The 25,672-nt window shown below is 50.7% G+C and carries 20 protein-coding genes; 3 read left to right on the forward strand and 17 right to left on the reverse strand.

The window, feature by feature from the left end; all coding sequences use genetic code 11:
- Positions 1–218: 218 nt before the first annotated feature.
- From VIN76_RS07430 to VIN76_RS07450, 5 genes are all read right to left on the reverse strand, one after another.
- Entirely contained in the window at positions 219–2,918 is a 2,700-nt protein-coding gene (locus VIN76_RS07430; RefSeq protein ID WP_332041200.1) for a TonB-dependent receptor domain-containing protein, read from the reverse strand.
- A gap of 77 nt (positions 2,919–2,995) precedes the next feature.
- Entirely contained in the window at positions 2,996–4,516 is a 1,521-nt protein-coding gene (locus VIN76_RS07435) for a hypothetical protein (RefSeq protein WP_332041201.1), read from the reverse strand.
- A 418-nt stretch (positions 4,517–4,934) separates the two neighbouring features.
- On the reverse strand, positions 4,935–5,291 hold the full coding sequence (locus VIN76_RS07440; RefSeq protein WP_332041202.1) for a hypothetical protein: 357 nt from the start codon (positions 5,289–5,291) through the stop codon (positions 4,935–4,937).
- Positions 5,292–5,459: 168 nt separating this feature from the next.
- Positions 5,460–6,503, reverse strand: a complete 1,044-nt coding sequence (locus VIN76_RS07445; protein WP_332041203.1) for a glycosyltransferase family 1 protein — start codon at positions 6,501–6,503, stop codon at positions 5,460–5,462.
- Positions 6,500–7,345 (reverse strand): UDP-2,3-diacylglucosamine diphosphatase, encoded by an 846-nt coding sequence (locus VIN76_RS07450; RefSeq protein WP_332041223.1) that lies wholly within the window; start codon positions 7,343–7,345, stop codon positions 6,500–6,502. The genes VIN76_RS07445 and VIN76_RS07450 overlap by 4 nt, the downstream gene beginning before the upstream one ends.
- 325 nt (positions 7,346–7,670) lie before the next feature.
- On the opposite strand from VIN76_RS07450, the gene VIN76_RS07455 reads away from it, so the two are divergent.
- Positions 7,671–8,393 (forward strand): pirin family protein, encoded by a 723-nt coding sequence (locus tag VIN76_RS07455; RefSeq protein ID WP_332041204.1) that lies wholly within the window; start codon positions 7,671–7,673, stop codon positions 8,391–8,393.
- Between the two features lie 70 nt (positions 8,394–8,463).
- Here VIN76_RS07455 and VIN76_RS07460 read toward each other — a convergent pair whose 3' ends face one another.
- The 5 genes from VIN76_RS07460 to VIN76_RS07480 all read right to left on the reverse strand — a co-directional run bounded on the left by VIN76_RS07460 (position 8,464) and on the right by VIN76_RS07480 (position 16,434).
- Positions 8,464–9,657: an alkaline phosphatase gene (locus VIN76_RS07460; RefSeq protein WP_332041205.1), complete on the reverse strand. Its 1,194-nt coding sequence runs from the start codon at positions 9,655–9,657 to the stop codon at positions 8,464–8,466.
- 33 nt (positions 9,658–9,690) lie between these two features.
- A complete protein-coding gene (locus VIN76_RS07465) occupies positions 9,691–12,567 on the reverse strand; it encodes a TonB-dependent receptor (RefSeq protein ID WP_332041206.1) in 2,877 nt (958 codons plus the stop codon).
- A 600-nt stretch (positions 12,568–13,167) separates the two neighbouring features.
- A complete protein-coding gene (locus VIN76_RS07470) occupies positions 13,168–14,553 on the reverse strand; it encodes a class I SAM-dependent methyltransferase (protein WP_332041207.1) in 1,386 nt (461 codons plus the stop codon).
- Positions 14,550–14,777: a hypothetical protein gene (locus VIN76_RS07475; protein WP_332041208.1), complete on the reverse strand. Its 228-nt coding sequence runs from the start codon at positions 14,775–14,777 to the stop codon at positions 14,550–14,552. The genes VIN76_RS07470 and VIN76_RS07475 overlap by 4 nt, the downstream gene beginning before the upstream one ends.
- Positions 14,778–14,850: 73 nt before the next feature.
- The gene (locus tag VIN76_RS07480; RefSeq protein WP_332041209.1) at positions 14,851–16,434 is read right to left on the reverse strand and encodes a sulfatase-like hydrolase/transferase; all 1,584 of its coding nucleotides are present in this window, start codon (positions 16,432–16,434) and stop codon (positions 14,851–14,853) included.
- A gap of 1,011 nt (positions 16,435–17,445) precedes the next feature.
- Between VIN76_RS07480 and VIN76_RS07485 the strand changes: the two genes are divergently transcribed.
- Positions 17,446–17,724, forward strand: a complete 279-nt coding sequence (locus VIN76_RS07485; RefSeq protein WP_332041210.1) for a hypothetical protein — start codon at positions 17,446–17,448, stop codon at positions 17,722–17,724.
- A gap of 200 nt (positions 17,725–17,924) precedes the next feature.
- Here VIN76_RS07485 and VIN76_RS07490 read toward each other — a convergent pair whose 3' ends face one another.
- The 7 genes from VIN76_RS07490 to VIN76_RS07520 all read right to left on the reverse strand — a co-directional run bounded on the left by VIN76_RS07490 (position 17,925) and on the right by VIN76_RS07520 (position 24,937).
- Entirely contained in the window at positions 17,925–18,596 is a 672-nt protein-coding gene (locus VIN76_RS07490) for a glutathione S-transferase family protein (RefSeq protein ID WP_332041211.1), read from the reverse strand.
- Positions 18,597–18,639: 43 nt separating this feature from the next.
- The gene (locus VIN76_RS07495) at positions 18,640–18,990 is read right to left on the reverse strand and encodes a Rieske (2Fe-2S) protein (RefSeq protein ID WP_332041212.1); all 351 of its coding nucleotides are present in this window, start codon (positions 18,988–18,990) and stop codon (positions 18,640–18,642) included.
- Positions 18,987–19,757, reverse strand: coding sequence for an SDR family NAD(P)-dependent oxidoreductase (locus VIN76_RS07500; protein WP_332041213.1), 771 nt, complete (start codon positions 19,755–19,757; stop codon positions 18,987–18,989). The genes VIN76_RS07495 and VIN76_RS07500 overlap by 4 nt, the downstream gene beginning before the upstream one ends.
- Positions 19,754–20,539, reverse strand: coding sequence for a ThuA domain-containing protein (locus VIN76_RS07505; protein WP_332041214.1), 786 nt, complete (start codon positions 20,537–20,539; stop codon positions 19,754–19,756). Before VIN76_RS07505 ends, VIN76_RS07500 begins: the two co-directional genes overlap by 4 nt.
- Complete coding sequence (locus VIN76_RS07510; RefSeq protein ID WP_332041215.1) at positions 20,539–21,906, reverse strand: aromatic ring-hydroxylating dioxygenase subunit alpha; 1,368 nt, start codon at positions 21,904–21,906, stop codon at positions 20,539–20,541. Before VIN76_RS07510 ends, VIN76_RS07505 begins: the two co-directional genes overlap by 1 nt.
- Positions 21,907–22,066: 160 nt before the next feature.
- Positions 22,067–24,220 (reverse strand): TonB-dependent receptor, encoded by a 2,154-nt coding sequence (locus tag VIN76_RS07515; protein WP_332041216.1) that lies wholly within the window; start codon positions 24,218–24,220, stop codon positions 22,067–22,069.
- A 186-nt stretch (positions 24,221–24,406) separates the two neighbouring features.
- Positions 24,407–24,937: a VOC family protein gene (locus tag VIN76_RS07520; RefSeq protein WP_332041217.1), complete on the reverse strand. Its 531-nt coding sequence runs from the start codon at positions 24,935–24,937 to the stop codon at positions 24,407–24,409.
- A gap of 198 nt (positions 24,938–25,135) precedes the next feature.
- On the opposite strand from VIN76_RS07520, the gene VIN76_RS07525 reads away from it, so the two are divergent.
- Positions 25,136–25,672 (forward strand): TetR/AcrR family transcriptional regulator (locus VIN76_RS07525; protein WP_332041218.1); only part of this gene is annotated, 537 nt, incomplete at its 3' end.

Here is a 25,672-nt window from a genome sequence, read left to right on the forward strand (position 1 = left end):
CCAAATTCATTCCGGGCAGAAAAGTCTTGGACATAAAACCCCGTACCTCAAATCATAAACAGCGGTAGGTGGTTTTTATGACGCGTGAAAGACTCTTGTATGACGGAAAAAAGACAGCGTTTTTAGTGGGGCCAGACAGGTCCGGCGTTATCATGGGGGTTCGGAAAAGAAGCTGTTTTCAGACCCGAACCCCCATGTTGATTGTTAATATCAGGCTATTAGAATTTTAGGCCGATGCTCATCGATAATTTCGTGCCGACATCATAGGCATTGTTCAAAATCACCGATTCACCCAGCGTCTGTGATTCGCGGTAATCGGTGCCCAGCACGTTGCGGGCCTCGAACTTGACCTCGAAATCCTGACCAGCGATATTAAGCTCTTCGCGCATAACGAAGTCGAGCTGCCATCCGGTGCGTTCGATCAGGTCCGGCTGGTCCTGCGGGCCGCGAGCGGTCACGCGGGGGCTGTTATAGGTCAGCAGGATGGTCTGCTGTGACAGCGGGCCATCTTCGCGCTCCAGCCCGAATTGCAGGTTCGCGACATGCTTGGACTGTCCGGTCAACCGGTCACCGTCATCAAACAGATTGCTTGCCGCCGTGGGTAGCAAGGTCACCGGGTTAATCGCTTCATCCCCGTCAGCGACGTTAATTTCCGACTGGGTATAGGTATAGTTTGCAGCCAGCATCAGACGCCGGTCTTCAAAGAAGTTGCCGCCGATATTGTTGAGCGAGAAATATTTAACCAGCTCTGCCTCTACGCCATAAAGCTTTGCCGCCGGGGCATTGGAGAAGCCGGTAAACAGCGTTCCGCCGCCCTGAACAAAGGCAACATTTTCAATCGGACTGTCGATATCCTTATAGAAAGCGGCGATGGTCATACGCTCGCCGCGACCCATATAATATTCGAACCGGCCTTCCAGGTTGATAAGCTCGCTATCGGTCAGCAGCGGGTTACCAATGAAGGTGCGGTCGGTTTCCAGATCAAGAAACTGCTGCGGAGCCAGTTCACGAAATTGCGGTCTGGCAATCGTCTTGGAAGCGGCAACGCGGAACTGCATGTCTTCCGCAAAGTTCCAGGTCAATGTGCCTGCCGGTAACCAGTAATCGTTGTTCAGGCTGGTGATCGCCGCTACGCCGCCGGTACCTTGGAGCAATATCGGAGTGACCGATTGCTTGGCGTCTTCATAGCGAGCACCCAGATTGAGGCGCAGACCTTCGGCAAGCTCTGCATCAACCTGACCATAGCCTGCGTGGATTTCCAGCTGTGCTTCATACGCCGGGACAGAGGCTTGCGACGCCACTTCGCGCAGCTCGATTCCGTGCGTGTAGATATTATAATCGGAAAGCAGGAAGTCGATCCGTTCCTGTTCGACAGGATTGGGCAGGCCATTGGTCGGGGTGAAACGGAAATCACGGCGCTGGGCCTGACGGTCATTCAGGTAATAGCTGTATCCGACGTTCAGGTTGATCGGAATACCCATATTTGTTTCATAGCCCAGATCCAGCCCGCCGCCATAAACATCGTCGTTCAGGTCGCTGAACTGGATACGCGCGGACTGGCCCGGTGAGGTCAGATCATTGACAAAGTCATTGGCGATCCGGTCATCAAAGGCATAGCTGTTTGAACGCTGATACGGTGCATCGCGCTTTGAATTTGCATAAACACCGCGAATATCAACCGACAATGCGTCAAATTCAAATTCCCCGACAAATTGGGAAGTGAAAAGCTGCCGCTCAAACCAGCTTGTCCGGCTTTGATTGAGCAGGGTTTCCTCATCCACGTTAATCGCGTCATAGCCGGCCTTGATCGAGGCCTCTTTCGACGTGTCATGGATATAGAGGTTCGTGAAGCGTAGCTCATGCTCACCAATTTGCGCTGACATGCCGAGAAGACCGTTCACGACGATCCGGTTTTCCGTGGTGACAAACTGGAAATCCTGGTCAGGGCGCAGTCCGGGTTGGCCGTCTATATTGACGAGGCCCTGGGTGGTTTGCTGCACACCGCCGCGCGTGCGCCAGCTATTTTCATAACCGGCGGTGGCAATGATGCCGATGCTATTGTCGCCCAGATCAAAAGTCGTGCCGCCCGTGATCTCTGCCGAGAAATTGGCCGGAATATCACGGTTCCGCTGGATCAGGTTGGTTTCGGCATTGTTCAGGCTGGCTCCGAAATCCTGAAGATCCTGACTGGTAAATATTGTGCCGACAGAGATGGGAACATTCTGTGCCATCGCCTGGGCAAGGCCGCTTGGAATATCGCGGGTGCCGCTGTCATAGCCTATGATATCCATGTCGGAACCATCATAGGTATAGCCCAGTTTTGCAGTGGTTTCGGTATCGCCGCTCAGGCCGAATTTAATGTCGAGAAACGGCTCGTCCGGTGTGGACTTTGTCGTCAGGTTGATAACACCGCCGCCAAATTCGCCGGGATAGTTGACCGAATAGCTTTTCTGCACAACCGTAGAGGCAATGACGCTGGTAGGGAACAGGTCGAGTGGAACAACGCGGCGCAGCGGTTCGGGAGAGGGAAGGGGCAGGCCGTTCATCAGGGCCAGCGAATAACGCTCGCCAAGGCCGCGAACGAACACAAAGCGCCCGCCGACCACGCTAAGCCCGGTCACGCGCTGCAACGATCCCGCAATATCGCCATCTGCGGCGCGCGCAATTTCCTCGCTGCCAAGGACCGTCACAACTTCCGAGGTCGCGCGGATCGGGTTCGGAATATATTTGCCGCGAACAATAATCTCGTTGTTGAAGCTGCCTCCGGGTGCCGAGACATCTACATCATCATCCGGATCATTATCATCACCAGCAACAGCCGGATCTTCGGCCGGGGTGGTTGTCTGTGCGAATGCTGATGGAGACAGGAGCGCCGTACTCAAGAGCAAGCTAGAGATAAAGACTGTCCGCTTTTTCATCGGGAAGGTTCCTTGTGCGTAAATAAAAAACGGGATGGCGAGCAGATTTGCCGCCATCCCTTAGCTGTTTTTGAGGTTTAGCTAATGGTTGGGGCTGACGCGCAGTCATTGGCGTAAAGACCGCATGTCCAACCCTGAAAGCGCGTGTCGTTCGCATCTTTCACGGCGCCGATATAATCCACATCTTCAAAGAAGCTGTTGATCGCGCTTACCGCAAATGGCGTCACACCATTTTCGTTGGCACCGTTAATGAACGGATAGGCCGCGGCAACATTGACCAGAGTGGATGTACCGTTCGCGGTATTGTTCCTGCCCGCGTTGAACAGTGTCTGGATCTGGGCCACCGTTATATTGCCATCATCCACAAATGCAGTCGGGCAGCTCATGAATACCGATTCAAAGACCGGAGGACCGTTTTCGTCTGGGCCGGTTGTCTGGATCGTGGTTGCGCTATCGATATCGATACATGCACCGCCAGCCTGGCTGGTGAGGATGCTGTTATAGAAAGCATAGTCGCCGCCGCCGCGCAGCAGGATGACATGGTCGCCGCCGCTGGAAACAAATGTCACGTTGGCAAGTTTGTGATCCTGACGTGGTTCGGCATCTTCATCGCCATTGGAATCCGCTTCCATGACATGGTCACCGCCGCCAACGCGCTGGACAGCCAGAACGAACTGGTTGTGGCCTTTATAACCGGAGTCGGAGTCGACCGAGTCATCGTCAATGCCGGTCATGACCAGATTTTTGCCGTTTACCCGGCCGCCAAACCACTCGACACCATCGTCGGAGCTGTTGTGGACCTGGATATTCTGGAAAAATGTTCCGCTGCCGACACCGGCCAATGTAATGCCGTTGAGTTCGTTGCCAGGGGAAACTTCAAAACCGGGATAGCGAACCTGGACATAGGACAGTCTGCCGCTGGAATCGCCTGGCAATGTGCCGCCATAGACTGCGTTTGACGGACCTTCGACAATCGCTTCACAATCATCGCGGCTTCCGCCAGGATTGGATGCGCCGCCTGTGGCACAATCGGAAATCGGTGCACGGCCAAGAAGCACGATACCACCCCATTGGCCAATGCTGTCCACACCGGCTGTGCCTTCTACGTTTTGACGCGAGGTAAAGATGATCGGTGCAGATGCGTTGCCTTCAGCAAAAAGCTGAGAGCCGCGATTGACCATAAGAAAGTCACCACCAGATGAACCGAAGAGAACAACGCCCGGTTCAATGGTTAAAATGCCCTGAGCGCCGCCATCAATGCCGACTTCAACGCCGCCGGACAGCGAATATATCGTGCCATCGCGCTTTGGAATGGTCAGGTTGCCCTGGATAACGCCGGAAATCTGACAGTTGCGAGCCGATCCACCGCCCGTTTCAATCGTGCCGACATTCGCAGTGCCTTCAGGACAGTCCGCGGCAGGTGTGCCCGGAGTTGGGGTAGGTGTGCCCGGTGTTGGCGTAGGAGTTCCTCCACCTCCACCCGGTATAACGACAAGATTGCCTTCACCGGGAGATGCTACGTCATCTGCACCACATGCGGTCACTGCCAGGGCCGCCGCGCTGGCAAAAAATACGGTACGAAGTTGCTTGCTTATCATGGAATTGGTCTCCGCGAGATCAGTTTGAAATTAGCGATTCAAACGATGTGGAAACCGAATCAGTCTTTATCCCCATCGCCCTCGGACAAGGCCAATAGGATTGTTAAATGACGTGTTAGCGAGTCTTGTGTGACGTTTCAGGGACTCAAATATTACACAAATATTTCAATCACCGTTTAGGCTTGGCCAACGGCCATATTTTATGGTGCGGCGCAAAATAGGTAATAGCGGCCACAAGCAAATAATGCGGCCAGTTAACACTATATATAGTTATTAAAGCCGCTTTGAGGCGTTGGCATCGGTGTTTGATTGGCAGGCGAATGACTGCCGCAGGGGTGACAGCGCGGCTCATTATGGCCAGACTTCGGTCCCGCCGCCTCAGGCGTTTAATCACCAACCAACACTGGTGTTGGCCGTCTTAGCGCGATGCGACCCTGTGATTAAGACTGCTCAGCGCCAGTTTCGCGGCTTCACGGGAATCGATCACCGTTCCATCCGACAGCACCAAGGCAAAGCTGTGCTTGCTGTTTATGGCGGTCATAAACATTTCCGCGGCTTCGCCTGTCCGTCCGGTACGGGCATAGGCCTGACCCAGATTGATTAAGCGTGCGGGGTCATTTTCGCTAATACCTTCAGCGGTTTCCAGCTGTTTTACAGCTTTTTCGTTCTCACCCGCCATTAAGGCATCATAGCCAAGCGACCCTTGCGTATAACCGATTTCACCTTGTGCCTGCGCAGCCAGGAGCAGAAACCATGAGTAGCCCGGTTGCGGCACCCAGAATTTTCGCCATTTTCATTGCATTTCTCCTCATTCCTATGAGGATATATTACAGTTTTATGACACAAAGTGCAACAAAACTGTAATATTTGGCGATGCAGCCAAATGGGGATGGCGATAGGGCGGGCTTGTGACCGGCTTAGGGTTGGAGCGCGATGGGCCTTTCTATCGCCCCGCTTTTGGGGACTTTTGCGAAACTTGCAGCGCTGTCATCGGGGATAATCCTTCCAGAAACTGCTGCGCGCTGGCCGACCAGTTATACCCGGCAGCCGATGGCAGGCAGGCGGCGGGGTCACAAAGCAAGGCTCCGGCAATCGCCCGGTCAAGGCAATCGTCCATGACGCCAGTTTTGCTGGTCAGGATATCAATCGGGCCGGTGACCGGATAAGCGGCAACCGGCGTCCCGCAGGCCAGAGCCTCGATAACCACCAGGCCGAATGTGTCGGTTTTGCTGGGGAAAACAAACACATCGGCTCCGGCATAATATCCGGCCAGTTCGCGCCCGCTTTTGCGTCCGGCAAAATGGACATCGGGGAATTTCTTGCGCAGATGGTCAAGGGCAGGGCCGTCGCCCACGACAACCTTGCTGCCCGGCTGGCTTGTTTCCAGAAACGCCTCGATATTTTTCTCCACCGCCACGCGCCCGACATAAAGCTGGACAGGGCGGGGCAGGCTGGAAAAAATAGCGGGCTGCGGCGCATCGGGCGAGAAGTTGGAGAGGTCAACCCCGCGGCTCCAATGGTGGACCTGCGGCAAATTTTCCGCGCGTAACTGGCCGCGCACGCTTTGCGTTGAAACCATGATGGCTTCGGAGCGCCCGTGGAACCAGCGGATATATTTCCAGAATAGTCGGGGGGACAGCCGGGTGCGCTTGGCAAGATATTCCGGAAATTGCGTGTGATAGGCGGTGGTAAAGGGGCGGCCCTTCCTCCGGCACCAGCGCAGCGCAGACAGGCATAACGGTCCTTCGGTTGCCAGATGGATAGCATCGGCACCAAAATCCATGATCCGTTCACCGACTGTCCGTGCCCGTGTAATCGCCAGCCGGATTTCCGGGTAAGTCGGCGCGGCGACCGAGCGATATTGATCCGGCGAAATTACCAGCACCTCGTGCCCCCAATCGCGCAATATTTCGATGACGGTTTCAAGCGTGCGGACTACGCCGTTGACCTGCGGGTGCCAGGCATCGGTGACCAAAGCGATTTTCATGCCGCTTCCTCCCGCTGCTTTTCAAACTGAGTGACTTTTCCCTGTTCGGCTTGCCGGGCGGTGCGCTTCGCCATTTCGTCGGCCCAGTGCAATATTTCCATGCTGCCATCGTCCGCTTCGACCAGCGCGGTGCAGCCTTCTACCCAGTCACCGTCATTATAATATTGCACGCCCTTTATCTCGCGCATTTCGGCGGTGTGGATATGGCCGCACACAACGCCATCGACGCCGCGGCTGCCCGCTGCCCTTGTGACCAGTTCTTCAAACCGGCCGATAAACTCGACGGCATTCTTGACCTTGTGCTTCGCCATTTTGGATAGCGACCAGTAAGGAAGGTCCATTTTCCGGCGAATGGCGTTCACGACCCAGTTCAGCCGCATCAGCAATGTGTAAGCCGTGTCCCCGACAAAGGCGAGCCAGCGGTGCGCCAGCATCACCGTGTCAAATTCATCCCCGTGCAGCACCAGCAGGCGGCGATCATCGGCAGTTTTGTGAATGGCCGAGCGCCTTATCTCGACACCGCCGAAATTAAGCCCGGTAAATTGCCGGAACATCTCGTCATGGTTGCCGGGGATATAAACGATCCGGGTGCCGCGCTTGGCGCGCTTCAAAATCCGCCAGATGATGTCATTGTGGCTGCTCGGCCAGTAAAACTTCTTTTTCAGCCGCCATCCGTCAATAATATCGCCAACCAGATAGAGCGTGTCGCTATCGACATGATCCAGAAAGTCGATCAGCAAATCGGCATTGCATCCCCGTGTTCCCAGGTGGACATCGGAAATCCAGATCGTCCGGTATCGCTTTCGGTTGCCCGGGTGAACGGGCGGCTTTCTGGACAGCATGGCTTCATACCGTTTGTCGTCAAGCAGCGGGATTTTTGGAAATTGGTCGGTCATGTGGGGCGCTCCCATGAAACTGTCCATGGGCCGCTGCCTTAAGCTATGATTGTGACAGCATGTTTCCTGTTCGGTGGCATTTTCGTTACACTGTGAAAGTTGGAATGTGCTTTTCCGGACAGAATTCCACTTGGCAAGCCGGTCGGCTCCGGCATCACTATTCAACTTAATTGAACAAAATGATGAACTTTATCGGGATATTACGATCAGACCATAAGACCTATATAGGGGGCAACAGGACGGCATAGTCCGTCGGATATGGAGAATCAAAATGACCCAGACCACAACAAAAGCACATATTGAGCTGCGCCCCTTGACCTCGCTCGGTGGGGATAATCACGGCTGGCTTGATACGCACCATCATTTTTCATTTGCCGGCTATTATGATCCCAAGCGCCTTCACTGGGGTGCGCTTCGTGTCTGGAATGACGACAGGATCCAGCCGAAAACCGGCTTTCCGGCGCATCCGCATAATGACATGGAAATCATCACCTATGTCACCAAGGGCGCGATTTCGCACCGCGACAATCTAGGCAATGAAGGGCGGACCGAAGCTGGCGATGTTCAGGTCATGTCCGCGGGCACGGGTATCCAGCATAGCGAATATAATCTGGAGGATGAGGAAACCCGCCTGTTCCAGATATGGATCATCCCCGACCGCAGGGGCCATGCGCCAAGCTGGGGCACACGGCCTTTCCCGAAAGACAGCCGTGATGGCCGTTTCGTGCCATTGGCGTCGGGTATCGCGGGGGATGAAGACGCGTTGACGATCAACGCTAACGCCCGCGTACTTGGCGCTACGGTCAAGGCCGGTGAAACCTTGCGCTATGAACTGAGTGAGGAGCGCCACGCCTATCTGGTGCCAGCCACGGGCCGCGTGCGGATCGGCGATGTCGAGGCCAATGCCCGTGACGGGGTGGCGATCACCGGGGTAAACGAGATTGTCGTGACCGCACTGGAGGACGCAGAGATCGTGCTGGTCGATACGGCCTGAACTTTGTGAAGTCTGAATAAGATCGGGTTGCCCGTGATGAAATCGTCACGGGCAACCCGGAATATCCGGCTTATTGAGCCGGTTTGGCATCCTCGGTCCAACCATATGCGTTCATCATCACATCAAACAGATAGGTGTTGGGGAAATATCCCCGCACCTGATCCGCGCCAGCACCGATTGCCAGTGCGGGGACTTCTTCTGCCGTGTGGGTCCGGTTGACCAGAATATTCTCCAAACGGACAACATCGTCATCCTTTTTGAGCGCTTTCCAGTCAGCATAACCTTCCATCAATTCCTCTCCGCGAGCGCCGCCATCGACTTGCAGGCCAAAGGAATGGTCTGCGGTAAACAGCAGCAATGTCTCGTCCAGATTGACGCGCTTTTGCACCTCGGCGATCAACTTGTCGAAATTGACGACATTTTGCAGACCTTCAAGCGCGTCGTTGGTATGGGCATCCCATTCCACAGCCATGAAATATCCGTTTGGTGACTGTTCCACCAGATCGAGCGCTTTCAGCGTGGCGGCGTGAACGTCCATATTGTCACCCACGACCACGGGGCGCGTATTGGATGCCGGAACCTCGTCAAGCCGGGAATAGATTGGCCGCTGATGCTCGTTGCTCAGCTTGGCGAAACTGGTGCCCCGGGCTCCCAGTTGATCGCCGATTTTCTTGCGGCCAGCGCCGAACATCACGTCCACTCCGTCACCATAGCGCGGTGAAAAGGCCTGGGGGAATATCTCACCCCATTTGCCGCGGTCATTGGAATGGGCATAGGTGGCCGCCGGGGTCGCATCGGTTATGGATTGCGAGCTGATTACCGCTGTCATCAGGCCGCGTTCCTCGGCATATTCAAGCAGGGTCTTGGTCGGTGCGCCATCCTTTATACGGCGCTCGGCATCGGCCGACTGGCTGATCACGCCATTGCGCGTTTTGACGCCGGTCATGATAGAGGACATGCCATTGGCAGAGTCCGACACATATTTATCTACCGGCGAAGTTTCGTTTAACCCCAGATGCGGCCATTGCTGGATATTCAGTTTTAGCGGCGCGCCATAGCCCAGCACGCTTGCGGCATGGATGACAGACACACCGCCCGCATCGGCCACAAACAGGATGACGTTCTTGGCTTTTTTCTCTGCCGGTTTTGCTGCCGGAGTTTCCGTCTGTGCAGCAGCGTTTTGCGCCTGGGCACTATAAGCGGGAACAGCCAGTGCGGTCGCCATCAAGAAGGATGAAACCGTATAGGAAAGGATCTTTTTCATGGAAATATACCTTCGTAATCAGAATAGATTTTATCAGAACTTATATTCAACGCCAAAGTTGATCTTGCGCCCGGCAAGGCTGGCATCCTCGACAAATTGCCTATACCCGGCATAGGAGACTTGCGCTTCGTTGGTCAGGTTGGTGACACCGGCATAGAGCTTCAGCCCGTTTTTGAACTGATACCCGGCCTCAAGATCCACGCGCTGTTCGGCGGCAAAAAATTCATCGCTTTCGATGCTGGAGCCCAGGCCTTCGACATAAGCGTCACGGTGGCGATAGTCGGCGCGGATGTTAAATCCGTTCCAGACCCAGTCCAGACTTCCCGTAAACATGAACTTGGAAAAACCGGGCAGGGGCAGATCGCGATCATCGGTGCGGTTGGGATATTCAGCCTTACTGTCCGAGAAGGTCGCGCTAACCGCCGCGCTCAGACCGCTAAGCGGACCGGGCAGGAAGGTCAGACGTTGCCGCGCAATCAGCTCCAGACCATAGTTTTTGGCGGAGGAACCATTGACCGGGCGTTCATATTCAAACTGTCCTTCAGGGCTTGGAATCGGAATACCGTTCGCGTCCAGTTCGTCAAAATCATAGACGCTTTCGTAAGTGAAATTCTTGATCTTCTTGTAGAACACGCCAACCGAGAACAGGCCGCCGGTGCGGGTATAATATTCGATTTGCGCGTCGAAATTGTCCGACAAAGCAGGCGTGAGGCTTGTATTGCCGTCCGAAATGTCGCCATCCTCGTTTACGAACCGGCCCTGGGTCAGCTCGCTCAGGCGGGGGCGGCCATAGCTTTTATTATAGCTTTCCCGCAGGATAAGGTTGGGCGCAAGTTCATGGCGCAAATGGATACCGGGGAGCCAATATCCATAAGAATCGCTGGAGCGAACCTCGGTAACGCTTGGCACTTCGTCCAGATAGCTGACGACATAGTTGGAGTTTTTCCACTTCACATGCTCGTAACGCACACCGCCAAGGATCGTGTGTGCGCCGGTCCGCAATGTCGCCATGACATAACCGGCCTTGGTATCTTCGGTGGCATCATAGTCCCCGAAGTTGCTGTCTTCCAGTGAGTCTTCCGGTTCAAACTCGAAAAGTTCGGGACGGCTTTGCAAAAGATCGATCCCGCTGCGTGGATTAACATCATAATATTTTGGCCCGCCCAGCAACACCTGATCTGTTGCCGTTACGACATCCGCATAGGGGAAGGCTTCATCCATGCTGTAGATATTGGTGGTCCGGTCATAGCGCGGAGAGCTGCGATAGAATTTACCGCCGGTTTTGAACGTCAGCTCGCTTGATCCGATGTCGAACGAGCGTTCCCAGTCGGCGCGCGCGCTGTAGATTTCCTCGATCTTGACCGAGTTGGTGACTTCCAGTTCACCTTCCGTCATCAAGGACAGATCAGTGTGATCCTGACCATCAATCGGATTGATAATGACATTGCCGCGTGACGGGTTGACCAGTTCATATTCAAACTGCAGCCATGGATCGTCCGGCTCCATCAATATTTGCAGCTCGTTATCATTGGTAACCGTCTGTTTGCTTCTGGAATAGAAGAGATCATAGGTCAGCAAGCTGTTCGTCGCTTCATGCCGGCCACCGAAATTGACCGAGAACAATTTATTATCACGCTTGTCTTCGGTGCCGATCCAGCCGCGCGACCCTTGCGAGCCATCATCACCGGCCGTGCCGCGCCCGTAATCAGGGGTCAGCACGTCATAGGTCTTGCGCCCGCCCAGAGCATCCTGAAACCGGGTGTCGATATCAATATCGGTTTCATAGCTCACACCGCTGCGCTTGGAAGAGCTGTAAAAGCTGCGAAGATAAAAGGAGTTAAACTCGTCCGTCCGGAAATCGAGCGCCAGGTTCGCCGTGTTCGTGTCGGTGATACGGGTGTCATATTCCCAGTGAGAGGATTCCATGAACCAGACCGGCTTGTCCCATTGGGCAAGGTCCAGCTCCGGATTGTTTTCCGGTGTTACCTGCACCCAGTCCATATCGCGGTTCAGGGAATAACGGTTGGTCCGGTAGCTGCTGACGGTCAGGCTGACGCCCAGATTCCGGTCGCCGCCGCCGACAGAGAACAGGTCGGAATATTGTGCCGTGGCGGAATGGCCGAATTTGTCGGGCAGGTCGCTATATACGCCGCCTAATTTCAGCTTCACTTCCTGGCCACTGCGCTGGAACGCGCTGCGGCTGACCACGTTGATGATCCCGCCCACGGCATCGCCGTCGCGGTCCGGTGTCGGGGCCTTGATAACCTCGATATTGGTAATGCCATCTGCGGCAAATTGCCGCGAGTCAAAGCCGCGTCCACCGCCGGATGTGGGCATGCGGTTACCGTCTACCTGAAACGAGTTATAGTCCGCTTCGATACCGCGAATGTTGATACCTGCGGCTGACCCGTCCTGGTCTTCGTTCACGCTGAGGCCCGGCAGGCGCTGAAGCGCAGCGCCGATATTGCCGTCGGGCATCTGGCCGAAAACTTCCTCGGAAATGATATTGACGATACCGGAGGCCGTTTTCTGCTGGTTAATGGCAAGAGCCTGCCCCGTCGCATAGGCACGGACAATGATGTCGGCCCCGGCAAGCGATTCATTAGCAAGGCCGATATTCGCGACGACATTGCCGCCCTGGGGAACCGTTATAGTGCGGCGAACCTTATCAAATCCGACATAATCAATCTGGATTGTAACGTCACCGGGCCTGGCGGACAGCTGGAAACGGCCATCCTCTGTCGTGTAATCCTGTTCATTGGTGCCAACGACGCTGACTACAGCACCGCGAAGTGAATCACCAGTTTCTTCATTATAAATACGCCCCGTTACTGTACCCTCTGTCGCTTGTGCAAATATAGCAGAAGGAAAGGCGCAGGAAATCGTTAACGCAATTGCAATATTACGCATTATTATACCCCTATATTTAATAAATTAGATTTTTATATTTATTGGGGCCGCACTAGGCGCAATTTATTTCACATCGGTGACAGTGGGGAAGAAAGTTAGGGCTCAACGATTTTTTTGCAGACGACGTGCGAAATGCATACCCGCCAGGCCGCCGCCCGCTGGCGCAAATCTCGCGCATGAAGCCGCTGTTTGGCACAGAAAACCGCGAAACCAAAGGCACCGCAACGATCCGGAATATCTCGGCAAGTTTATCGGAAATCCCGAATCATATCGGGTCGTAAGGGGACCGGTCAGACCCGATCGCACTTAAATGGTTGTGCAGGAAAATAAATGAATAGCCCTAGGAAATTCATGATTCAAGTTGGGATTATAGCTAATCTTAACATGAATTAGAAAGAATCGCAGGATAGCTCAATCGCTTTAGGGAATATTGCGAAGTCGGTGGCAATGCCTTTTTCATACTAGTAATTAACTGGCGTTTTCTTCATTGGATGTCATACACACCCATATTTGGCTTCAACTTTTATTATGCGATATTGCGTCGAAGGCCATAAAGGCAAATTTCCCGCAAACCTGTGAGGCCGCTACTGCCAGAAAGTGTTAACTGCGATCATACCAGACAAGCAAACGACCATCTTGTGACAGATGTTGGCTGCGAACAATTCTCGCTTTACCACCTAGCAATCCAAGAAAATTGCTTTCCTCATAATCAGGGAAAATATCTTCACGCTGACGTAGCAATCTTTGAACCATCGGGTCCTGTTTGGAAGGAAACTCAATGACGCCGACTGGTGCCAAACTAATCAACCAATCAATCGCCATATCAAGGGGAATGTTCCGACCAATGACAATATGATGGATAAACGCCAATGCAATCAACGCATCAGCTTTTGAGCGTTCTGCTAAGCCTTTACGTTCATTTTGAGACCATCCCTGCGAAGGACTGGGATTTGCGGCGTCAAGCCATAATGGAAGAACGTGAGCTTTAGCCGCATCAAAGCGCTTATAGGCATGTTCCAGAGCCCCTTGATCAAAATCAAAGCCAACCACCGAGCCTGCGCCAGCATCTAGTGCAGCTTGAGAATAATCTCCGGAATTACAACCCAAATCGAAAAGCAAAGCTGGATTAGCGGCTTCAACCATTTCGCACACAAACTGGCGTTTTTCATCAGCTTGAATTTTAGCATAGCTATTATCAGCGGCATAATTTTGCCACACAGTTTCAGAATTTTTTAGCTCAAGCTTTTCAATATAATTGCGTAGACCTTCAAGTATGCCCTTCATTCCAGATAACGACAGCCGCTGTTCACGCGGATTGCGGCTCGTATCTGAACGTAATGACCGGCGCTGCAATGATGCTTGCGCTTTAACGTGCATCAACACTGTCCATGACAAAGATTTCCGCAGAGAGATTAACGGCGCGAGATCTTCAGGCGAGATACCTTCTAGGCTTCCTCTAAACCAATTATTAGGTTCAATGCCCACCACTGCCCTTAAAATTAAAGGATTCAGGAACTGCATGCAAAATTGCCTGTGCCCCATCCATATTTCGCCGTCGCGATAAGGACGAAATGAGAGATGGTCTATGAAGGTAGGACGTGTGCCCAAAAACTGTACATTATAGGCAGTGGCATCCGAGAGTGTGAAGCCGGATTCCAGTGCCTCAAGATGAACATCCAAATGATGTAGCGCCGCACTTTTATGCAGCGCAAAAGACCATTCATAAGGATAGCTCACAAATGGAATACGAGGGTGTTCAAGCAAATACTGAGAAGTATCTGCTAAATCACCAAGAGAAATAGGGTCAACTTCTTTTGAAGCCACTAGTTTATTGTCGTTGATTAAACGCTCTAGCAGACCTGTGTCGCGTAGGCTTTCGTAAGCAGGCGCGCTTACCGGCATAACAGTTCGATATATCCGTTCGTCAGACGAAAATATTCTTCCGGCAGGGTCACGAAAGGAACCAGGGTCCACTATAGCATTCACTTGCGTTTTCCTGCCTCTTTTGCTTTGCGCGAGCCACCGGAAATAAAGGTTTTTGCTTTAGCGATATAGGAACGCCCAAAAACCATTGCGGTTGCTGTGCCGCCAATCAATGCCTGAAGAATCATGCTTCCAGTTGCACCATCAAGATAAGCAAATGCGGGTGCGGCCATAAAGCATGTAAGGAACACAGCTAGTACGCTTTTGATTGAGTAATTCTTTATCACAAAATATTCTCCGCTATTGTCACTGAGCAGATATATTTCAGAGTTTAGTTAATAAATTACTCCTCTCTCCTTTTTACTTTGAGCTTAGCCAGTTTCTAGGCAACGAATGTAAGCTTCTGGGTTGCCAATTTTCATCATCTAAAGTTACTAATCCATCTACTGCCTGAGGCACGACCGGAGATGTGAGAAATTCATTTTCGCTGAAATTCTTCAATAGCATCGATACGGGTGCAGCTTGATTTACATAACCCGCCTTTACACCTGACCCGCGAACAGCAAAAAGTGTGGAAAATCCAGCGATCATATCCGCATCACTAAAAGAGTCTTTGTTCTCAACCGTTGGGTCAAGACTCGTAATGCGCGACCCGTGGTCACCATGGACAATTACGACGAAATTATCTCTCGCAGGCGAACGCTCAAGGGCCACAAGAGCAGCATCTAGCTTCTTATTTACACATTTAATCTGGTCAAAATACGAATTCTCACGTGAATTACGAGAATACCCTGCATGACGACGTCGCCAGCTATCAACAGAGATTATACGGCAGTCGGGGGTCATAATATAAGGGTAGTGTGGAGATAGAGTGTGTACGAAAAAAACGTCGCCAGCTTCAGCATTTTCGAGCTTTTTTGTATATCTATCAATGGTTAGAAACGCATTCAGGCTACTAACCTCGCCACCTGATTGTAGTCCAAAACTAGGCAGCACTATACCCCATTTGCTAAGTTTCATAGCGGTATGCAAATATAAATAACCGAAGTTGCGAGCGGTAGGTGATAATATGAAATAGCGCATTGCAATTAATTTAGCACGTTGACCAATTGAAATTGGTGCCTGGGATAGCGCCGATAAATTGGCGTAACTATATGTCTCACAGTCTACAATCGACCGATGGCTACAATAATCTACAAAGTCGGATTGTAGAACGTTGATACGATAACCACGTTTATGTAAAAAATCAAAATATGAGTTACGCGATACCTGTAAGCCATCCATCGGTTTCGGAACGGGAGATTGCGTTTCACCAAAATTCAGGATTTGCGGTATCGAATTCACCGTATGCAAGTGCTCGCTATAAGCTCGACCATATAAACGAAACCCTCTTGAAATATAAAAATCTTGAAGCTCTTTTTTCATTGCTAAGGTTTGGGTATTTTCATGCGGCAGCCCTTCAATACCTATATGTTCGTCAAGAATTACATAGAGCAAGGCAGGGTGTTTCTCTAAATCGGTTGAATGCGCTTCACGCCTGTCGGTAGCTACTAGTTTATTGACATCGTTTAGTGGAGCGCTACCAATTCCCATGATGTTGGTTAGCAATGTTATAAAGGCTGCGGTTCCAAGAAAGGGTAATGTTGATTTTTTTCGATATAAAACGATACCGATTACAGTCGCTCCAGCCAAAGTAGAATATAATATTCCAGCATTATTCTGATCGAAGACGAAAAAAACTAAAAACCCCTCTAGAATAGAGCGACCCAACGCTTCTTGGCTCCGGTGCAATAAGCTAATTAAAGTTGTAAGCGCAAGTATCCCGACTGTTACGATCAAGACTTCATACCGTAAAAGTGGGTATTCATTAAAGCGAAGGAAATTTACATATGATGCAAAAATAATGGTAGTGCTAGAAAGCACTGTTATCATAAGATCACGCATAACAAATTTCCTGAAAATCAGCAGAATATTCCTATGCTTTCTGCAGTAGGCAATGCTTATAACTTAAATTAATTGTCAAATTCTAAATAGGTGTGAATATCAGCTGATCTAAAGCAATCTTATAGAATGTGGTATTGAATCAGCAGAATGCTGAGGCGGTTAACTATTAAAATTAACCTCGAATATTCCAAGCAATCTCGCAACCCATCGGTCCAGCCGCTTTTGAGTTAATTCTTGCTATCATTGATAGTCAACAGAGTGGATGTCGAATATTCAATGGCAGCAACAGAAATTGCCAGAATGAAAACTGATGAAGCCGCCCAAATTGGGAAATCTGTTTAATATCAGGATTGTTAAATGGTGGGCGTAGAGAGAGTTGAACTCCCGACCCCTTTGATGTCAACGAATTGATATCTACATTTTCCGACGTTTTTAGCCGATTACCGTAAGATCAACAGGAGAACAAAGGGGTATAGCGAGATAGTGGCGGACCCAGGCGGACCCAGAAATCTTAATCCTTTTTGTCGTCGGACCCACGAATATCTTTAATCAATGAAACGATAAGCTTTTAGAGTTGGGTGAAGATATTGATCGGATCATCACGGAACTGACCGCTGTTGGGCAGCTTAATTTTACTGATTAACCTCCATCATATAATTACCAAGGAACATCACATGATAAAAAACATCGAATATTCGGTTACCTTTCCCAGCAACCAGTTGAGCTTGCAAGGAGCGTTTGCCCTGGAACCTGGTTCAACTGCAGTCACAGGTGGACAAGCTGCTCTTCCAGTGCCTCAGCACCAGTTTGACGAAGCCGTCCTCAAGGTCAAAGAGGTAAGGAAGAAGTCCGGAGACTTTACAGCAGGTGCTGTTGCTCTTGCAGAAGTTCGTGCTGAGGTGAAGGCGCACCTTGCTCCTTCACTCTCCAGAGTGGCCTCCTCTCTTGTCTACGAAATGACCAACGGGGTGCTGGGTTCTGTGGAGGTCACGGAGGGGATGGAGATTTTTCGTGGATGGTCAGGAGATCGAAACGCTCTCTGGTGCCGGTGCAACAGTGGCCAATCTGGCTTTGCGTATCGGACTGGGCCAGCTCCTTGTAGCGAAGGTATTTCCGGTTTTCATCGGTGATGAACTGGACAGCGATATGGATGCCGAACGTGCTGCGGCTACCACAGAATGCCTGACAAATCTCAAAGACCGGCTCAAGCAGACAATTTTGATCACTCACAAACAGATTGAGAGCACGGATCAGGTGGTTAGTTTTCCGTTTGTTGCCCGTCAGCGTTGAAAAGACACTTGAGGCATAGACGACTGCGCCAACTCGCTGCGATGGCAGTATTACCGTGCATATCAAAGCTGCGCTGAAAGAAGGCTCAGCCGAGAAGAAATCGCCGGAGCTTCGCTAGTCTGTTCAGGCCGTGTCCTTGACATTACTAAGCACGTCGCGGTTCTCCTTGGGGCTGTAAGAAATTGTCGTCAATTCGGCCCTTAAGATAGTGAACCAGGTTTACCGTGCCAAGCATAAGGTCTTTTTTTCATACGAGAGAAGAAATCGTGTAGCCACTCACATCCGGTTGGGAGGGGTTGTCCATGGTTCTCTCCGAACTGCAGGAAGGCATATAGGTATATATCGGCAAGGGTGTAACGGTTATCGCAGATCCATTCCCGACCCTCCATCTGGCTGTTCAGCCAGACTAGTTTATTCATTGCTTTGTTTTTGAGTAACGGAGCCGCTTCGCGGGGCAACAGCACCTTTGTACTCTTGATGTCGGAATCTTTCTCATCTGCTTCGAAAAAGCTCCGGCCATCTTCAACAGAAAAGCCTTCCCCCATCGGCCAGGCGATGTTTTGATCGATCCTTCGAACCCACATGCGTGTTTCGGCACGTTCCCAAGGGGTACTGCCGATTAAAGGAAGCGATGGAAAGCTATCTTCCAGATATTCGCATATCGGTACAACTTCACTAAGTGGATACCCTTCCTGCGTTACAAGAGCGGGCAACTCGCCTAATGGATTAACCTCGGACAAGAAAGGCTCCCGCCGGTTCTCACGAGTGAGCAAATCCACTTCACAGCGCTCGAGTTTTATTCCCTTTTCTTGCGCAAAGATCCAGACGATCCAAGGGTTGGGGGCGAATACTGCAAAATCGTAAAATTTCATGATGGTCCCGCTATAATATTATAAATTCATTTACATGGCCCATTCAGACCGGTTTTTCACGTACACCGGGTTGTTCTGCGGGAACCAGAACCTCAATCATACCCTTGTCATTTTCAGAAACAGGAAATGTCCGCAGGTCATCGTAATCCATTCCGCCCAAGCAGCGGCCTGTATCAAGACGAAATCTAGTCCCATGTAAGGGACAAGAAATCGCTCCACGCCGGACTCGGCCACCGACCAGCGGCGATGCCTGATGGGAACAACGGTTGAGAAGAGCGTAAGTCTGACCATCATTTCGGCATAGCAAGATCGGCCAACCATTAATCACAAATGACTGGGACACCCCCTCTTCCAGGTCAGACGCATTAATGAGTTCAGCACGAATTTCACTCATTGAGCCGTAAATCCATTATCAACCAGCATTTCCGATCCATTCACGAAACGAGAGCCATCGCCAAGCAGGAAAACTATCGCATCTACGACTGCATCTGGTGTAATAAACTGTCCCGATGGCTGCTGAGCTCGCATTTGGTCTTCAATGGTGGAATCTCCGCCTAACTGGTCGACAATCGTCTGAACCATAGGAGTTTCGGTCATAGCAGGATGCAGCGAATTGACGCGCACCGCACCAGGGAGCGCGAGTGCATCCAGTGCTGCTGATTTGCTCAACATCCTGACAGCGCCCTTACTTGCACAATAAGCTGCCGCACCCGGTGCGCCTGCGATTCCAGCCGTTGAAGAAATATTGACTATCGATCCTTCGCCTTTGTTCAGCATGATCGGCAGAATATTTTTCATGGCCAGAAATGTGCCGATGACATTCACCTCCAAAACCGACTGGAAATCCTTCAGTTCCGTTTCTACGACAGACCCCATACGAATGATTCCAGCACAGTTTACAAGGCCATCTACTTGTCCGAAACGGTCTAGGATTATATCGACGCATGCCAACCAGTCTTGTTCGCTGCTAACATCCATCCGGTGAGTCATTGCACAATCATGGACCACCTCGGACCTGTCGATAGCAACGACTTTCGCTCCTGCATCATGGAGGCGCTCTGTAGCGCGTTTGCCAATACCGGAAGCGGCGCCGGTAATGACTATCACTTTACCGGCAAGTAAGGAGTCCGCTGCATGATTAATGTGAGATGCCTCTGTCACGCTTTATTTCCATCTACAATCCAAGCCAATCCACGGCGAAGTATTTCCTGATAATTTACGTCATCCCAAGGGCCTCGAACAACCGGCGCTTCTTCCATGAGTGGCTGCATATCAAATTTACCGCATGCATGGCCCAGCGGCGTATAAAGAACTCCGCCTTTACCGTGCTTTTTGATGTATAGTTGTGGACGCGGAGGGTCTTCGGTAACTTCGTCAATTACATAGCCTGGTGCATCGCCCTTATAGCGAGCACTCAGCAGTGTATGATATTCGCCTAAGGGCTCGGCAACATAAGGCTCGTCAATCACAGTAAAATCGTTGAGACCCGCTGTTATCGGATGTTCATTATCCTCGACATGAATATGAATTTCCTGCGCTGCAAGATGTACAACAAAACGGCTACCGATAAGCTCCATGAATTTCGGAGCAATATGCTTGGCAGTGGGCTTTACCAGTCCCGGGATTCTTACGCCGCTAGCAACTATTTCGGGGCCGTCTGTAAACTCCAGATCAGCGTTGACAGCATGCAGAGCAAAAATTTTGCCGCCATTAAGAACAAAGTTATCAAGGGCTTCAGTCTCGGCCTCACTTGGCATGAGATCACAGGTATAAAGAACAACACCAGAATAATCGTCAAGGCATTCCAATCCATGGAAATCCTGAGCGCAAGTTGCCCTGATCCTTTCATCCTCGGCCATCAAGTTGAGTATTGTCGAGCGGGCAAGATTAAAATCGTGGTATTTTCCGCCCGTAATGACGTGGATTTTTGCTGGTTTCGTCATTACCGATCCCCCCTCTTCGGTGCATCGCCCATCAGATAGCGGTCGATATTCTGATGGAAATGACGCAGTCGTATTTCCTGTTCTCCCAAGATCATACCCCGAAAACCTTGCGACGCGGTCCCTTGTTGCATGGTTGGCATGTTCGTGCCGTCTTGCTGTAACACGTTGGCTAGAACCGGATCGAAGGTCCCTTCAAATGCGTCAATGTAATTGGGAAGATCGTCATGCCGATACATACGATATTCAAATTCCGGTTCCGGCGTTCCTGGCGGATCGTGGCGCGTTATCAGGAAATCATAATAGCAATAATTGGGATCGGTCTCATGCGGACGATACCGGAATATGATCGACATTTCAGGAGTAGATGTAAATGTAGTGCCGGGAAAGAATGTATAATGATATTGATGGGCAAGCTGCTCATCGCTCATTCGCTTATATGGCAAGTGCGTTTCATCCTGAATACTCCGCTTGTGTGCAATCACGGCGAGATGCACATCTTTAGCCGAACCTTCATAACCTTCCGGCATGCCAAGCATTTTTTCGCGCAGCGGGTTCAAACTATCCCGATCAGCCAGAATTTCGCTGACCGTGTGGTTGAAGTTTAACATACGGCTGTGAATACCGAGCAGTTCGATTGGCACATCAAAACCTTCGGCAAAGTTCAGAAACTCTGGGTGAAGCGCTTCAAAATGATAACTTTCGTTAAACGCATCATGCGCGTGCTTCCAGTTGCCCTTCCACTCGAAACTTTTGTGGTCAACAAGACTGAATTTCTCAAGTTCATAGCTTTCAAGATGCTGCCCGGCTTCGCCTAAAAATTCCCGCAACGGGCCGGCTTGAAGGTCCATGTTGAACCATACCCAGCCGCCCCAAGTATCAACTTTCAGCGGTGGCAAGTCCAATTCTCCGTCAGGCACACCGTCTTTAAATTGCGGAAAAAGATGTGGATGCATAACGCGCTTCAAGCTGCCATCTACATTCCATTCCCAGCCATGAAACGGGCACTTAAACTGGGCCACATCCCCTTCGCGTGCCTGACACAGAATGTTGCCACGGTGCTGGCAGATGTTGAAAAATCCCCTTATCACATCGTCTTCACCGCGAACGAACAGCAGCGATTCATGGCCAAGCGTATGAACACGAAAGGACCCCGGATCAGGCAATTCGCTTACATGGCATCCGATATTCCAAGTCTTGCTCCAGATCGTTTCCCACTCACGCTCCATAAATTCGCGCGAATGGAACCGCTCACCATCTATCCTCTGTGATCCGATATCTGGAATTGGCTTACGAGGAAGGAATGGCGGCGCCTCAAAGTCACCATCGGGCTTTCTTGCTTCCAAGAACTCTTTTTCTATCTTTGCCATAATATTTAGAACTCCATTAATGGGGGGACAAGTTCGCGATACGTGACGCGATTTTCGATCAATTCTTAACTGGCTGGCTTTTACTTCCTGATTTTCCCATCGACCATATTGGCCGATGGGAATTGATGGTTCAGGGACATCAATCATTTAATCAGATCGATCAGAACTTCTTTTCAAAAGAGATACCGATAGTCCGCGGATACGGAATTTGGTTCTGTCCACCAGGAACTGAAATTGGACGACCGGAATTACCGATATTATCCGAGAACAAAGCCACTTCTAGATCATCTCGGCTGAGAGTAACCCGCATCGAGCCAAGACCCGACCATGGCGCATAGCGGCCATCAAAAATACTTTGTTGCCGTGACCGGTAAGAATAACGGCCGTGGACCCCAAGATCCCACTCGCCAACTGGCATCACATACGACCCCGAAACCGAGAGTGTATGTTTTGCCGTACCGGGCAGTTGTCGACCATTGGAAACCCAAGGTAGTGCCGCAGCAACTTCTGGAATGACATCACGCAGTTCAGTCTCGTTAGTGTTTCCCGAAACTTGCAATCTCAAACCATCAAGCGGGGTGCGCCAGTTTATTTCAGCATCAATACCTCGGCCCCGGACATCTCCAACCGGTACCACAATGCTTTGCAGCGTCGGTGAAAGCTCGATCTGGGCATCTGCCCAATCAAACTGATAGACGGACAATGAGGCATTAAGATCGTCATTCAAGAATGACCAGCGCAGACCTGCTTCGTAGTTCCACAACGTGTCAGGAGGAGACGAATTTGAAAAATCTGTCCCTAATGCGCTATTTGCAGCCGCAATGATCGAGCTTGAAGTGATAGCACCGCTGCGGAACCCTTTTGCAACCTCGAAATAAACCATTCCGTTACCGCTTGGATGTATAGCAATATTGAAGCGCGGGTTTATTGTATCATTGGTTGCGCGATCCGTTCCGATAGTCGGTATAACAACATCATCTTCCAAGAAAGTCAGGGAACTGTTCTCATCGAACCGTCGCTTCTCGCGATAATATCTGCCGCCAACAGTCAGATCCACTACATCGTCAAAGAACGAATAAGTCCCCTCACCATATATGGCAAATGCTTCACTTTTAAGCCGGTTGTCGTTAAAAGTGCCAAGTCCCATCTGATCGTTAACTGGGAAATCATACAATGATACGCTTTGGCCACCTTTGGTTTCACCATTTTGATAGAACGCGCCAATCAACCATTGAAGAGAACCGTTGCCCTGCGACGTCAACCGGAAATCCTGGCTGAAGTTTTTCGTACGAAGAGGCCAGAATGCAGCAAAATCACCAATGCCGGGAATAAAGCCGCCATTATTCACAATAACGGTATTCTTTATGTAGCCGGTGGTGCTGGATAGCGTGGCAAAATTCAGGTCCAGTTCCACATCGCCGCTTAGCAAGGTATATTTAGAGTCCGCTACTCCGAATGTCTGGTCCAGCACTGGTGGATCAACAAAAGTTATCCGGTTGGAAAAATCCTGATTTGAACGATTATGCCATGCTGAAAGTGTTACACGCAGCGTGTCGGTGGGCACGGCCAAAAGCTTGACCCTGCCCGTGAAATTATTGGCATCATTGCCATTGCGTTTGCCGGTGGGAAGAACATCCGCATAGCCCCCTATCATTTGATAAGAAACCACACCCCGCAAGGCCAGGCGGTCTTCTATCAGAGGTACGTTGACCATCATGTCGGCCGCAGCACCCGGCTCGCCCCCATCGGTAATATTTGCCGAAATCCTTGTTGATAGCTGTGCATCAACGAGGTCAGGCTGTGCCGTCAGTATCTTAATGGTACCACCCAGGGAGCCCAAACCGTATAACGTGCCAGAGGGGCCGCGCAGCACTTCAACGCGCTCCATATCATAAAAATCTACCGATGGCGCATAAGGGCGGCCCGGCAGGGAGAATGCAAAATTATCAAGATAGAAGCCGACTGTTGAGTCCCCGTCCGTCTCTGCCGCAGCCACTCCGCGGATTTGGAAGGTATTTGAACCCGCCGATATTGTTGATCCAGTGGTCGCACTCGGTATCATCGCGATGACATCGGCAAGAGATTCAACACCGCTATTTTTAAGCTCGGTCGCTCCGATAGCTTGAACGGCCTGCGGCACATCCAGAATATTTTGTTCTCTAAGTTGCGCGGTAACAACAATCACATTGTCATTTTGATCGGCAGCCGCCTCAACAGCTGCATCACTGGAATTTCCAGTCTGGGCCAATGCACCGGCACTCATTGTCACAGCCCAGCCAATCGCCATGGCACCGCATAAAAGGCGCGATTTCATACACAATTTCGTCACAAATATTCTCCCATAAATTTTTTTTGGAATCATGCTTTTAATTAAAATTCGATATCATTCGTTATTACCAGCATGACTGCTTGTTTTATGAGAAACGATTAAAAGTCAATTGTCGCAGGACTGACATAATTGGTAGGATAGCACTTATCTAATTGTTATTTAGATATTTTATTAGCCAAGACTGGACGCTTCTCGCAGAGGTTCAGTTTTACCATCCCATTCAGATGCTGCCTTTTTAGCAAAATCAATAAACTGCTGATTTTCAGGACAATCTTGAATTATTTCTGTGAATTGGCCGAATAACGGGCGGGTGTCATAATATTCAAAATAGTTTTTAGAATCGAGAGTTGCGCGCACGACTCTTTTTTCAGTATCTAATGACTGTCCGACAGCTTCCAAATCTTTCACTAGATAACCTAGGTGATGAGGGTTGCAAATGCGGGTCTTTAATAGTTCGGATCGATAGAGATCGAGCGCACCATCCCTTGGTGTGATCAGCTCAATCATCACATCACCGGATTGACCGAAGGCAATATCAAGAGTGGCCGAAGCAGTTTTTCCTTCACTATTCCATTCTCCAAAAACGGCACCTTTCATCAGAAAAAACGGGCCCGCTATACCTTTATTAATCCAATGCATTGCGGCGGCTTCAACATCTTGTGTCACATATCCAAGCTGTCGGATCGGTCCAATTGCTGACATAAATATCTCCTTCGGTTGATTATTTTCAAGCTACGGGAATGTTAAATGCGCGCTCGCAATATAACAAGCAGTATTGCTTTTTATATTGCAGCATATAGTTTGTCAGGCAAGTTCCTGCTGATTGACAACAATCTCTATGATATGCGCACTTGCACGAAGTGACTGGGACAAGTCTAAGAAACTAATGAGGCGATATTTATGTCTGATGCATCGGCCAAAATGGTCCAGTCATCTAAAGTTCCGCATATGAATAAAAAAGAAAAGACTAAAAAAACAGATGGTAGGAACCGTCGCGGTAGCTCCAAAATACAAGCTGCCAAAAGTGAAGCTATGCGCCAACAACTGCTACAAACAACTGTGACCTGCTATGCATCAATGCCTTATTCTGAGGTTTCCGCGCTCCTGATTGCCGAAAAAGCAGGCGTGTCGCGCGGCGGTATGCAATATCACTTTCCTACCCGCCTTGATATGTTGCAGGCGACTGTTCGATATCTCCACGCCCGGAGGCTCGAGATTTTTCGCAACGACTTGAATTCAGTTCCGGATGGGGTTCATCCGGTCGATCATATGGTCGATTCCCATTGGCGGAATCTCAACGAAGCCGAGTTCCGCGCCTATCAGGAGCTTGTTCTCGCCGGGCGCTCGGAGCCCGAGCTTCACAAGCTCCTCACCTCAAGCTACCGCGCCTTTATCAACGAATGGCACGAAATCGCGCACTCAAAATTTGGCTGGAAA

Source organism: Parasphingorhabdus sp. (assembly GCF_036568145.1).
Taxonomy (GTDB): domain Bacteria; phylum Pseudomonadota; class Alphaproteobacteria; order Sphingomonadales; family Sphingomonadaceae; genus Parasphingorhabdus.